The organism is Acinetobacter sp. ANC 4910, assembly GCF_004331035.1.
Classification (GTDB): Bacteria; Pseudomonadota; Gammaproteobacteria; order Pseudomonadales; family Moraxellaceae; genus Acinetobacter.
This window is the reverse complement of sequence record NZ_SJNT01000004.1, coordinates 37,340-50,543: the sequence shown is the minus strand read 5'-3', so window position 1 is coordinate 50,543 and position 13,204 is coordinate 37,340. Positions and strand designations below refer to the sequence as shown.

The window sequence follows — 13,204 nt, the reverse complement described above, 5'->3', positions numbered from 1 at the left end:
TGGAAATTTGCTCATGGAACTGAATAAGAAAGATTGGATGAAATGATATGCAAGTATTAAAAACTAAGCTCAGCCGTCCAAGCATGATGAGTAATATGGTGATGCAACGTCCTGAGTTGCTAAACCAGATGTTGGAAAATTGCCAATCTTCTCTTGTTTTTATTCATGCAGCAGCAGGTTATGGAAAAACTACGCTCATGTATCAACTGAGTGAAGTATTCATTACTAAAGGCAAAAGAGTCAGTTGGTTAACTTTAGACAGCGATGATAATGATCCAATTCGGCTTTACCAATATTTGTGGTTAGCATTATTGGGTTTGGAACAGTTGAACTCTGTTCCAGATGGACAAATTCACAAGCAGAATCTTCTTGAGCTAGTTCAGCGAGTTTCAGATATTGATTCTGAAACAGTATTTTTTATTGATGAATTTGAAGTCTTAGAAAATTCTGAATGTTTAAATATTTTGTGGTGGTTGTACCAATATTTACCGCACAATTGTCATTTGGTCATTGCATCCAGAGTCAAACCAAATTGGAGCTTTGCTAAAGAGTATTTGCTGGGTCGTTTAAAGCTGGTTACCGAAGTTCAGTTAAGTATCAAATCGGCAGATAGTGCCGAATTAATTCATTTTTTAAAACAACAAAATTTTGATCACGTCACCTTAACCCCAAAGCTGGCAGATCAATTGATTGAGAAAACAGAAGGCTGGCTCACTGGAATTCAGCTCACCAATTTATATTTAAAAAATTATCACGATGCTGGCGCTGTTATTCAAAGCTTAAGTGGTGCTCACAATCAAATTGTAGACTATCTGAGCGAACAGGTTTTTATTCAGTTGTCCGAAGAAATGCAGAATTTTCTTTTGAATATTAGTGTATTAAGAAAAATAAGTTTGTCTAATATTCAGGAAGTTGCACAAAACCCTGCATCTGCAAAACTGCTAGAGCAAATGCTTCAGACGGGACTATTTTTACAGGCTTTAGATGAGCAACGCACATGGTATCGTATTCAGCATTTATTCCGTGAATTCTTAGAGAACCGTTTTAAGATTTTAGATGCTGAGCAATATAAAGCTGCACATTTGCGCGCGGCTTATTGGTATCAACAACATCATTATTTAATGGAAGCCATTTATCACGCGCAGCATGCTGAAAACCAAGTATTGGTCTTGGAACTTTTAAGTGCAGTCAGTCGTGAGCTGGTCTTAGAAGGTCGTTTTTATAGTTTAGTCGAGTTGGTCAAGTTAATTCCAGATGCACTTTTGGTGCAGCGTACCACGTTGTTATATGACGTTATCTGGTCTTTAATCATGACCCATCAGCATTTATTGGGTAATCATTATCTGCAACTTTGGCTCAAAATTGACCCCAATGAGCGAGTTGTCGGTGATGACCAATTAGGTCTTGAGCCCATGATTGCCTTAATGGGAGATGAAATTAAACAAGCCTATGAGTTATCCCAAACAAATATTTCAAAATTATCAGAAAATTCCTACTTTGTTCGTGCACCATTAATTGGGATTGGTGCGCTGTACCATATTTGTTTGGGTAAAATTACTGAAGCCAGAAAAAGTATTATTCAAACCCGCGCTGCATATATACAAGGTCAGAACGTATTTGGGTTAATTATTACGGATTGTATTGAAGCTTTATGTGACTATTTAGAAGGTAATTTAGACAAGGCATTGGTTAAAATTAATCACATTGGCAAAAGCGATGACTATTTGAAACTCACTTCAGATGAGTTTTTAAGACCAATTGTGAATATGATTACCAGTAGTGTAAAAGGCTATCTTTATTATGACTTGAATGAGATTACGTTAGCAGAAAACACACTGAAGCATTTTAGTAACGGCGAACAATTGATTATTCCAGATTTGGCAATCGTCGGTTTTGAGTTGTTATTGCGTTTAGCGCATATTCAAGGTGACGTGCAGGCAGAGCAAGCATATTTGACCCAAGCACAAATTTGTACCAATAATTGGTCTATGCCAAGGTTAAGCCGAACGGTTCAGAATATTTATGATCAATATCAATGGTTCGATAAAAAACAAAAGTTATTTGAGACGACAGCTGAAAATCTAGAGGAGTTGTGCCATCGTCATGTCGAGAAGACATTGAATATTTCCAATGTTATTACAGGGGATGATTTAACCCTTTATCGACAGTTAATTTTTACAGATCGTGAGACGCAAGCGAAGGTATTTCTTGAACAAGAATTAGATCGAATTCTGACTTATCCATTAAGAAGAGTCCGCATTTTATTATTATTGGCCTTAGCTGATTATCGTTTAAATCACAATGAAGCTGCATTTGTATGGTTTGAAAAAGCTTTGGTCATTTTAGAGCCAACGAAAGCTGTACGGATTGTATTGGATGAACATCCGCTGCTATCCCAACTCTTGGCTGATTATATGAGACATTTGGCTCAGTCCAAGCAGAAAAAAGACCCTTCTGTTTTGGCTTTCGCTGAAATGCTGGCTGCAATGTGTAGTGTTCCTTTATCTGAAACATCGGTAGATGATGATCTAGGCGTTATACAAACCGAATTACTTTCTAAACGTGAATTGCAAATTTTGCAGAAGGTGAGTGAGGGTTGTACCGATATTGAGCTTGCAGATAAAGTCTTCTTGTCTGTAAATACAGTAAAGTGGCATTTGCGTAATATTTATAACAAATTGGGTGTACGTTCGAGGCTTGAAGCAGTTACGGAAGCCAAGAGGAAGGGATTAATCCTCTAAAGCAACAGTCAGTCAGACAGTGCAAACGGATTAAAAAAAAGTTGCCCATGTCTAAACGCTAAGACATGGGCAAGATAGGGAACTGGTTTAATTGATTTTGTTTTTTTGATTAAAATAATAAGAATTTTTTAAGTGTTTTCTTTAAATTTTGAATATTAAGATCATACGGAAGTAATCTTTATATTTAAAATTCATACCGTTTCCTTTAGGCTGGGAAACAGCTAGAACCTCTTTTCTAACGTTGGTTGTGCCTACAACTTAGAAAATAGAGTATGCACCATCAACTTTTACAATCGCGCCATTTACGAAGCTTGCTGCATCCGAAGCTAAGAAAAGTACTACGTTTGCAATTTCAGATGGTTTACCTAAACGTTGCATTGGAGAGCGTGCCATAATGCCTCCAAAGACTTCTGGCATATCTTTTAATGGTTGGATCAGCGGTGTATCGATCCAGCCTGGTGCTACAGCGTTCACGCGAATATTTGCTTGAGCCAAACTTAATGCGTGTGAGAAGGTTAATTGGTCAATTGCACCTTTAGAGCAAGAGTAAGCTGGTGCAAGAGCTGAACCAAATTGTGCATAAAGTGAAGAAACATTAATAATTGAAGGGTTATCAGATTTTGCGAGGGCCTTTGCTGCAACTTCGCTGATATAAAATACTGAAGTTAGGTTGACTTCGAGTACTTTCTTATAAGTATCTAATTCGTGTTCAGCAATTGAACCCATGCCTGCGCCATTGAATAGAGTATCAATACGATCAACTTTTGCAAAGAATGCATCAACAGCAGCTTTGTCAGTGACATCCATTTCAACTGTTTCAATGTCTAAACCAGCTGGATAAACGGCTTTTTGTGCTTGTAAACCAAGTGCCCAAACTTTTGCGCCTTTTTCAGCAAAAGCAATAGCAACTGCCTGACCAATACCTGAAGTCCCGCCAGTTACGACTGCAACTTTATTCTCAAAAATTTTTGTGTTGAACGCATCCATGTTCCAATCCCTTTGTTGTGTAGTCAGCACTATGCTGTTGGGATTTACCTTAGCGGTTGCAGAATCAATTGGAAAGAATTGTTGTAAAAAACCATTCGAATGAATGGGTAAAATGGGAGAGTAGGAAAAGCATAAAAGAAATTAGCCTATGTTTTTAGACATAGGCTTTGGTATGTACTTTATGGTTTATAAAGTCCAAGTTGGACGAGATGTAAACGCAGAATACGCCTTAACTCTAACACTGCTTCAGGTGTTTCTTGAATTGAATGGCCACCGTGAATAATTTTTTCAGAGACAGCACCTTCTAGGTGAGCACTCTTGTAAGGCACAATGCCATCCGTAATGACATTAAGGTCATCACTTTTGGTGTTATTGCCCATAATTGAGTGAAATAACAGACCTTTACGCGGCATTATGTCTGAAGTGATTGTCATAAATTTAGACTTATGACTTAAATCACTTGGGCCATTCTGAATGAGTCCTTGATCAATTTGTTTGGCTAAGTCCGAGAAATCTAAATCTTGGCTTTGTAAAGTGTCACCAACCGCAGTTAAGAATGCCCCAGGAAGTTTAATGACTTTACGAGCTGCACGGGTAAACCAAAGGTCGGCATACGCTGTGCCGTGGTGTGGTGCAGAAATAAAGATCGCACGGCTAAAATTAGGAATATCTTGTATTTGCATGCGCTGTGCAACAATCGGGACTTTTTTATATTTACTGAGTTGTCGATTGCTCATCATCGACAGTGCTTTTTTGGTGACATCAGCATCACTGACCAACAGACGGGCAATAATTCCCCCCATACTATGTCCAATGAGTACAGCATCATTCTTTGCGGAAGCGCTTGCATTAACTTGTGCGAAACTTTGTTTAAGAAGTGCGTAAATTTGCAAGCGACTTTCTATAATGGGCATATTGGTCGAATAGAAAACTTGCCAGACTTGGTAATTTTCTCTTAAGACTTTATCTCCCATAATGTCATTGGTTAGACGAACCCAAGCCTCAGGACTGCTGGCTAAACCATGAACCAACACAATCACTTTTTTATTCGGATTGTAAGGTTCTAACATATATAAGTGGGGCATGGTTAAACGGTTTTCACGGTCAATCAGGGTCAGATAGGCCGCTTTACCCAAGTTATTCTGGGCTAACCATAAACCGTATGGAGTCGAGAAGTTAGCGGCTAAAGGATATTTATGTCCAGCAAGCTGAATGGATTCATATTTATACGGATCATAGGCCCGAATCACAAATTCAGGTTTGGTTAAAATATCATTGACTGAAGTGGCTACTTTAGGTTCAGCGGTAAATGTTGCTGCCAAGTAGCGTGCTTTATGAATATTTGGATTGATTCCACTGTCATAAGAAAAATGTAAAGGATCAAGAATGTATTGATTGGATTCTTTTTGTTGAGCGTTCGAATCTGGGAGTACCACCACAAATTCAGAGCCAAAACCATCACGACGGTTAATCGAGCGTAGACCTGAAAAATTTAGATTATAACTCGACATCAGTTGTTCAATTTTCTGATCTTTCAGCAAAGGATAATTACTAAAATCAATGTCATAAATACTCTGACCAATTTTAATTTGACGCTGAACTTCTTTTTCAGGGTAACGAAGACTATAAGCATTAGAAAGATTTGCAATCGCTAAGTTATAGAAATCTCGTATTTGCACTTGTCGGTTATCAAAAATTCGATCTTCAGGGCCACGTTGGGTTTTGAACATGTAGGCATAGCTATAGCGAATACTTTTATCCAACATGTCTAATTCTTGGTCTAAGCACTGATTATATATGTCTTGTTGAATTTTCTGTTTTTCTTCAGATTTATGGCTAGTCAGTAATCCAATTTTACAGTCTGAAGAACCTTCTAATGCCAGTGCCCGCGCCAGATACAGTTCACTGGCTGTGGAATATAATTGTTCATCTTGAATTTGTGGAATTTGCTGTAATTCCTCAACGCATTGAGTGGGATGTGCTGTACAGATTTTAGCTTCACGCCCCGTCATGGATAAAACATTCAGGCTTGCTTCACTCAGCTTATCACGTGTCAGAATACTTTCACGTTCATTGGTGATGGTGACTTTTACAGCTTGATTTTTGACAGTAACAACTTGGCAACCCGAAAGTAGAGAGGTGACCAGTACAGAAAGCAGGGCAATATGGCTAAAATTCTTTGGCATAGGCGGATCTTAACTTTCATTTTGTTTGTTTTTTTTAATCATACGATAATTGTCAGCTTTTTCAATGCACAGAAAAAGAAATAGACCGTACTGGACGGTCTATTTGATGTAGTGAATGAGATTAAGATGCTTTAGGGGGAGTATTTAATACTTGCCAGACATTCCAGCGACCTTGAGTTTCAATTTCGCTAATTAAACGATCAGCAACAGCAGCTTCTTGAGGATATTTGAGTTTGTAGTTTTTTAGAATTTGGATGGCACTTTTCTTTTGTTCCAGTGCAATATAGTTATTGGCAGCGGACAAATAAGCTTCCTGAACACCTGCTTTCATGGCTTTGTCTAAATATGGAATAGCTTCACGTTGACCACCACCTTCAGATAAACCAAATCCAAACCAGAAGTTGGCTTCAGCATCATCTTGATTAATTTTTAAGATGCGCTGTGCATACGTTAAAGATTTGGTGGTATACACAGAGCCTAAGTCAAGATTACGTGCCATAACACTGGCTTTAAATGCACGCACTAAAATATCGAAAGAGGCATCATCGCGGACAGCAAGCGTATCTAATTCTTGCGTGACTTGTTTTAATTTTGCTTCGAAACCTTTACGTTCTTTGCGTTCTGTAAAACGTGGTGGGTAGTGGCGTGCTTTGCCTTCAACTAACTGTAAAAAGTCATCAATATCCGTGATATCAATTTCATTTTCACCTGCCAAAACGGCATATTTGATCGTGCGTTGATTGTTATTAATCGTAGGAATGATCAAACGATTTGTTTCTAGCGTAATTTTTTCATTTGGATTGGCTGAATTTGTTACCACCATTTTTGTGACTGGCTGAGCAGCAGCTTGCTTCAATGCCAATTCAAATGGAGGCGGTGCAGCATAGTCAAATGGGTTCAGTGCATAAAATGGGGGAGTTGTATCGGGTTCTGTGAAAATAATCGGTTCTTTAGAGTTCTTATCTTTGGTTGGGGTTATGCTACACGCCGTTAGAAATGATGCGGCAATTAATGCGATTGCCAGAGGCTTTAACGTCATAGTATTCATCCATTCTTTCTTTTAAAAGTAATAAAAAATTTGCATGTTCGTCAGTCTAAGAAAACTATAGCGAACATGCAATATAGGGCGTGTTACAGTTGGTTTTTAATTATGTTGTTATGGCTTAGATTGACTACTTTGTGCTTCACATTCGCGGCGCACATCTTCAATAATTTTTAACTCTTCTTTACTGTATGGTTGTTCATTTAATTGCTGCTTTTTAAAGGTTGGATCAAGCAGAGATAAACGTTGGCAAAGCGTATTCATACGTTTTTCATTATTTTGAATACGGTCTAATAAAATACGCATACCTTCAAGCATTGGGTCTGATTGGTCTTGCGTTGCAGCATAGGCTTGGAATCCAATACTTTCGGCATAATCACGGCGACGTGCCTCATCTTGATCTTTTGGAAGGTCTTTACTGATGTAGCGTGCAGGGTTTCCGACAGCAGTTGTCCCAGCAGGTACGGCTTTGGTGACCACCGCATTTGACCCAACTTTTGCACCTTTACCTACGGTAAACGGTCCTAAAATTTTGGCACCAGCACCAATAATCACACCATCTTCAAGCGTAGGGTGACGTTTGCCTTTATTCCAAGTGGTACCACCTAATGTGACACCATGATAGAGCGTAACGTCATCGCCAATCTCGGCAGTTTCACCAATTACTACACCCATACCATGATCGATAAAGAAGCGACGACCAATTTTTGCACCAGGGTGAATTTCAATACCTGTCGCAAAACGGCTAAATGATGATAGTAGTCGAGCTGAGCCTTTACAGTCTTTTTTCCACAATTCATGTGCCATACGGTGCATGATTAAGGCATGAATGCCAGGATAAGTGGTTAAAACTTCTAAAGTGTTTCGCGCTGCTGGATCGCGGGCGAAGACAGCTTGTATATCCTCTTTTAGCTGTTTAAGCATTAGACGGATCCTCTTTGTCTTTGGTCTTAGGTGTAGATGGTTTCCAAGTTCCTTTATTTAAGGCTTGTACGCGACTAAAAATACCGCGAAGTAAATGATATTCCATTTTATCTAATTGTATACGCCCAAATAGTCGACGCAAGCGTAAAGGCAGTAATCTTGGATTATTTGGATCTAAAAACTCAATATCTTCAAGCATTTTCTCTAAATGTGGATAGAACTGCTGCATTTGGTCATGCGTTACTAAAGGTTCATCCCAATGCATTTGCGTAGTATCTGTGACTGGCATGGTGGCTTCTGGATCTTCGGTTTGTTCAATCCGTGCCAATGCCGCCATCCGCATTTCATAACAAATGATTTGAATGGCTTGAGCCACATTCAATACGCCGTAATCGATATTGACTGGAATAGTGACATGATAGTTGGCCAAGGCTAGTTCTTCATTGGTTAAGCCTCGGTCTTCACGTCCAAAGACTACGGCAACATTTTGCTGTTGTGTGACCACGGCTTGAAGTGATATTTCTGCCGCAGGGCGTGCATCCAGCAATGGCCAAGGAATAGTACGGCTACGTGCACTGGTCCCAAAGACAATGTGACAGTCTTGAATGGCTTGTTCTAGGGTGTCTACAATTTTAATTTGCGGAATCAGATCTACTGCGCCAGCAGCCAGTGCTTCAATGTCTGGATGAGGATAGGTTTTTGGAGCAACCAAGACCAATTGGCTAAGCCCCATAGTTTTCATGGCCCGCAGTGCGCTACCAATATTGGCAGGCAAGGTCGTATTCACCATGACAATACGGATATGGGAAAGATGTGCTGCAACCGCAGTATTGTCGAATTGATTCATTGCATTTCCAATCTTGTTTACTTGCTGAATTCGGTTAATCGTTATGAATATTGATTAACGTCAGCTTGATATAAATCCATTGCCTCATCCATGCTTAAATCGGCGGGTGGAGGAGGGACTTGTACTGGTTTGGCTTGCTCGTAATTGACGGCTTTGGCAGCCTTAGATTTCACCTGATATTCAACATAGATGGCTTCTTTACCAAAATAATCGCGCAATTTACTTAAAAGTTCATCTAAAGGAGCAACTTTCCATTGCATGCCAAAATGTAATTCCGCAGAAGCATAGGCATAATCGAGTTGCAATAACATAGGAATATGATTGCACAGATCGACATTGCAATAGGGCAACAAGATTTTTTGTAAATCTTGAGTTAAAGTTTTACTTAGATGATCAGCGTGTAACTTAACTTGAATGCTATTGGCACGTTTTTGACGAATTTCATTCAGGCTAAAGGCTTTGGTTAAACGTCCCATTGGACGATCATATCCTTCACGTTCATAAATTTCGCCTTCAATCACCACCACACGCTCATTGACAATAATGTCTTTAAAGCGTTGGAAACGTTCGTGATTGGCAGAAACCTCAATGCGTGATGTACCATCATCTAAGGTAATCATGACACGGTTCGGGAAGTTAGCAACATCGACCACTAAGCCTGCAAATACTGTAGTTACACCACGACGTGTTGGTGTCAATTCATTAATTTTTGCAGGAACAAAAGATTTTAATTCAGGGCGATAGACATCAATTGGGTGCCCTGTTAAATATAAACCTAGGGTGTCTTTTTCACCTTTTAAGCGGACTTCATCTGACCATGGTTTAACTGGCTTTGCAGGCTTACGTTGAACTTCTTCAACTTCGCCAAATAAATCCATAATGCCTGTTTCACGGTTGCTACGTGCTTGTTCTGCGGCTTGTACAGCCTCAGGCAATTGGGCCATTAAGCTTGAACGTTCAATACCTAAACAGTCCAAAGCACCTGCACGAATCAGCGCTTCAAGGGTACGTTTATTGATTCTCTTTAAATCAATACGATGGCAGAAATCAAACAGGTCTTTATAAGGACCATTCTGGAGGCGGGAGTCAATGACTGACTGCATCGCCTGTTCACCGACACCTTTAATCGCGCCTAAACCATAAACAATGGTTTGCTCATCAGTAGCATGGAAATGATACAGCGACATATTCACAGATGGCGGTAAAACGTCCAAACCATTATTACGACAGTCATCAATCAAGAACACGACGTTGTCAGTATTCTGCATTTCCGAAGAAAGTACCGCAGACAAGAATTCGGCAGGGTAATGTGCTTTTAACCAAGCTGTTTGATAGGCAACCAAAGCATAGGCAGCGGCGTGGGATTTGTTAAAACCATAACCTGCGAACTTTTCCATGTAGTCGAAGATATGGTTGGCCGTGGCTTCATCAATGTCTTTTTGTGCAGCACCTTCAATAAAGATCTGGCGCTGTTTTACCATTTCTTCGGGTTTCTTTTTACCCATGGCTCGGCGGAGTAAGTCTGCGCCACCAAGGGTGTAGCCCGCACAGTATTGCGCGGCCTGCATCACCTGTTCTTGATAGACCATAATACCGTACGTCGGTTCAAGCACACCTTCAAGTAAAGGATGTAAGTATTCGAACTCGCCACCGTGCATACGATGAATAAAGTCAGGAATCAGATCCATAGGACCCGGACGGTACAAAGATACGAAGGCAATAATTTCCTCAAATTTGCTCGGACGAGCTTCTTTGAGCATTTTTTTCATACCGACGGATTCAAACTGGAATACCGCTGTGGTGTTGGCATCGGCAAAGACCAAGTAAGCATCTTTGTCGTTTAAAGGAATATTGGCAATATCCAGTGGGATGGTAGAAGGATAGTGCTTGTTAATATTTTGCACTGCATCTTCAATAACGGTTAAGTTACGTAGTCCCAAAAAGTCAAACTTGACCAGTCCTGCTGCTTCTACATCGTCTTTATCATATTGTGAAACACGACCTGTACCGTCCGCATCACAGAGTACCGCAGAGAAGTCGGTAATTTTAGTCGGTGCAATGACTACACCGCCGGCATGTTTCCCTGTATTACGAGTAATCCCTTCTAATTTGAGGGCCATTTCCCAGATTTCTGAGGCATCGTCATTGTCTGGATTTGAAGGGTTCGTGACAATATCTTTTAGTTGTGGTTCGGCTTCAATCGATTCTTCTAAAGTTAAACCTAAAGGTTTGGTTGGAATCATTTTAGAAATACGATCCGCTAAACCATAAGATTTACCTAAGACACGCGCAACGTCACGAATGGCACCTTTTGCCGCCATAGTTCCGAAGGTCGCAATCTGAGAAACTGCATCTCGTCCATAGTTACGTGCCACGTAGTCAATGACTTTATCTCGACCTGCAATACAGAAGTCGACGTCAAAGTCGGGCATGGAAACACGTTCTGGGTTCAAGAAACGTTCGAAAAGCAGATCGTAACGAAGTGGGTCGAGATCGGTAATTTTTAAACTATATGCAACCAATGAACCTGCACCAGAACCACGACCAGGACCAACAGGTACACCGTTATTTTTTGACCATTGAATGAAGTCCATGACAATCAGGAAGTAGCCAGGAAACCCCATTGAGTTAATAATATTAATTTCGTAAGTAATACGGTCATCATAAGGTTTACGGATTTCAGCCCAATCATCACCGCGTTGTTCTACAGGGTACAAATGATTCAGACGTTCTTCTAAACCTTCTTTGGACAAATGTTCAAAGAAGGTGTCAATGGTATGACCTTCGGGAATTGGATAATCAGGTAGGAAGTACTTGCCCAATTGTAGGGTGACATTACAACGTCGAGCAATGTGGAAGCTATTTTCAATTGCAGTCGGCAAGTCAGAAAACAGCTCGGTCATTTCAGCTGCGGTTTTAAAATATTGCTCAGAGCTATAAGGTTTTGGGCGACGATTGTCGCCTAGAACATAACCATCGGCAATACAGACACGGGCTTCATGTGCATCAAAGTCTTCACGGGTAATAAAGTGCACATCATTATGTGCCACTACACCAATATTATATTTTTTAGCCAGTTTAACGGCTTCTAAAATGTAATCGTCTTCAAAGGGGCGATCAGTTCGGGTGAGTGCTAAATAAACACGATTACCAAATTTTTCGATCCATTGTTCGAGTAAGGGTTCAGCTTTTTGTGGGTTTGACGAACACAGCATTTTGCCGACATCACTATGCATACCCAGTAAGGCAATAATGTCTTGATGTTGTTCTAGAACCCAGTCTTTTTGTACGCAGGGAATATCGAGTTGCTGACCTTCAATAAAACCACGGGAAACAATTTCTGTTAACCCACGCCAACCATGATTGGTCATAGCCAATAAGGTCACACGATGTTCAGCATCATTCAGGCGAATCACTGAACCTAAAATCGGTTTGATGCCTTTGGATAGGCAAGAGCCGTAGAATTTCACAGCGGCATGCAGATTAGATAAATCCGTCAATGCCAAAGCGGGCATTTCATCATTTACGGCAGCTTTAATTAGATCAGGTATCCGAACGATAGATTCAGTAATAGAATATTCGGTATGAATACCAAGATGAACAAAGTGCATAAATGAGTTCCTGCAAAAACCACTCATTAGTTTAGCACGCTATGCGCTTAATCTGAGTTTAATTGAAATGAATTGGTTAAGATTTAGTAGCTTGAAAGCCTTTGCAGGCTTGTTTTATTTTGTCGCACCCAAAATTTAGAACCCATTTCATAGACAGATTTAAGAAATGGGTGGATAGACTTAACAACCAAGCGCTTGCTGAATGGCGAATTGTGCTAGTTTTCCGTCCTTAAACTGAAAGTTGAGATAAGCTGTGTAGGGTGGACTGAACTCTTGGGGATGATTCAAATACGCTTTGGCTTGATTGTGTTCTAATATCAGGACTTGTGCTTTTCCTGAAGGATTGATCCTGCGAGCACTGTGTTTAAAATCTTGTTTAAATTGCTGTAATGAATATTGCGGTGAGATATGGATATTTTGTACAAAAATATTTTCAGACATGTCTTTGGTATTGTTCCAAGTCATCCAGATACGACCTTTGGTTTGCCCTAATTGTTTGAAACTGGATTTATTTTGATAAAATTGTTCAGCTTTGATTTTGGGATTATCTTCAGTGAAGATTTCAAATTTTAGTGTTTTATTGGGTGAGTGATTTAAACTGTATTCATAGTGCATTCTGAATAGACTTTATGGGTTGTAGTCTTCCCATCCGTTATCAATTTGTTGACTTGATCTGCTGATACCGCAGCATTCAGTTCAATCTGGTTGACTTTGACACTGGTGACATAATTATAAGAAATAGTATTTGCATGGCTGATCATCGAAAGCATACAAAGGCTCATTAATATCGTCTTTATTTTCATGATTAAGTTGGGCTTTGTTTGTTGTTATGCTGATTATATAAATTTCGAATTTGAAAAAAAGCT

General features: G+C 39.8%; 8 protein-coding genes. 1 reads left to right on the top strand and 7 read right to left on the bottom strand.

Annotated elements, in window-relative coordinates; all coding sequences use genetic code 11:
• Window positions 1-47: 47 nt before the first annotated feature.
• Entirely contained in the window at window positions 48-2,741 is a 2,694-nt protein-coding gene (locus tag E0H82_RS05130) for a LuxR C-terminal-related transcriptional regulator (protein ID WP_131263647.1), read from the top strand.
• A gap of 258 nt (window positions 2,742-2,999) precedes the next feature.
• On the opposite strand, the gene E0H82_RS05125 is transcribed toward E0H82_RS05130, so the two are convergent.
• The 7 genes from E0H82_RS05125 to E0H82_RS05095 all read right to left on the bottom strand — a co-directional run bounded on the left by E0H82_RS05125 (window position 3,000) and on the right by E0H82_RS05095 (window position 12,953).
• On the bottom strand, window positions 3,000-3,728 hold the full coding sequence (locus E0H82_RS05125; RefSeq protein ID WP_131263646.1) for an SDR family NAD(P)-dependent oxidoreductase: 729 nt from the start codon (window positions 3,726-3,728) through the stop codon (window positions 3,000-3,002).
• A 179-nt stretch (window positions 3,729-3,907) separates the two neighbouring features.
• Window positions 3,908-5,914 carry an esterase/lipase family protein gene (locus E0H82_RS05120; RefSeq protein WP_131263645.1) on the bottom strand — a complete coding sequence of 669 codons (2,007 nt, stop codon included), beginning with the start codon at window positions 5,912-5,914 and terminating at the stop codon, window positions 3,908-3,910.
• 121 nt (window positions 5,915-6,035) lie between these two features.
• Window positions 6,036-6,953, bottom strand: coding sequence for an ABUW_2363 family tetratricopeptide repeat lipoprotein (locus E0H82_RS05115; protein WP_131263644.1), 918 nt, complete (start codon window positions 6,951-6,953; stop codon window positions 6,036-6,038).
• A 117-nt stretch (window positions 6,954-7,070) separates the two neighbouring features.
• Complete coding sequence (cysE, locus tag E0H82_RS05110) at window positions 7,071-7,880, bottom strand: serine O-acetyltransferase (protein WP_131263643.1); 810 nt, start codon at window positions 7,878-7,880, stop codon at window positions 7,071-7,073.
• Window positions 7,873-8,727: an RNA methyltransferase gene (locus E0H82_RS05105; RefSeq protein WP_131263642.1), complete on the bottom strand. Its 855-nt coding sequence runs from the start codon at window positions 8,725-8,727 to the stop codon at window positions 7,873-7,875. Before E0H82_RS05105 ends, cysE begins: the two co-directional genes overlap by 8 nt.
• 41 nt (window positions 8,728-8,768) lie before the next feature.
• On the bottom strand, window positions 8,769-12,338 hold the full coding sequence (dnaE, locus tag E0H82_RS05100) for a DNA polymerase III subunit alpha (protein WP_131263641.1): 3,570 nt from the start codon (window positions 12,336-12,338) through the stop codon (window positions 8,769-8,771).
• Between the two features lie 180 nt (window positions 12,339-12,518).
• Window positions 12,519-12,953, bottom strand: coding sequence for a hypothetical protein (locus tag E0H82_RS05095; RefSeq protein WP_228258626.1), 435 nt, complete (start codon window positions 12,951-12,953; stop codon window positions 12,519-12,521).
• Between the last annotated feature and the right edge of the window lie 251 nt (window positions 12,954-13,204).

Excerpts from the sequence above, each read along its gene's own strand:
- E0H82_RS05130 (WP_131263647.1), top strand. The coding sequence starts at position 48 with ATGCAAGTATTAAAAACTAAGCTCAGCCGTCCAAGCATGATGAGTAAT.
- E0H82_RS05115 (WP_131263644.1), bottom strand. The coding sequence starts at position 6,953 with ATGACGTTAAAGCCTCTGGCAATCGCATTAATTGCCGCATCATTTCTA.
- E0H82_RS05095 (WP_228258626.1), bottom strand. The coding sequence starts at position 12,953 with ATGCACTATGAATACAGTTTAAATCACTCACCCAATAAAACACTAAAA.
- cysE (WP_131263643.1), bottom strand. The coding sequence starts at position 7,880 with ATGCTTAAACAGCTAAAAGAGGATATACAAGCTGTCTTCGCCCGCGAT.
- E0H82_RS05120 (WP_131263645.1), bottom strand. The coding sequence starts at position 5,914 with ATGCCAAAGAATTTTAGCCATATTGCCCTGCTTTCTGTACTGGTCACC.
- E0H82_RS05105 (WP_131263642.1), bottom strand. The coding sequence starts at position 8,727 with ATGAATCAATTCGACAATACTGCGGTTGCAGCACATCTTTCCCATATC.
- E0H82_RS05125 (WP_131263646.1), bottom strand. The coding sequence starts at position 3,728 with ATGGATGCGTTCAACACAAAAATTTTTGAGAATAAAGTTGCAGTCGTA.
- dnaE (WP_131263641.1), bottom strand. The coding sequence starts at position 12,338 with ATGCACTTTGTTCATCTTGGTATTCATACCGAATATTCTATTACTGAA.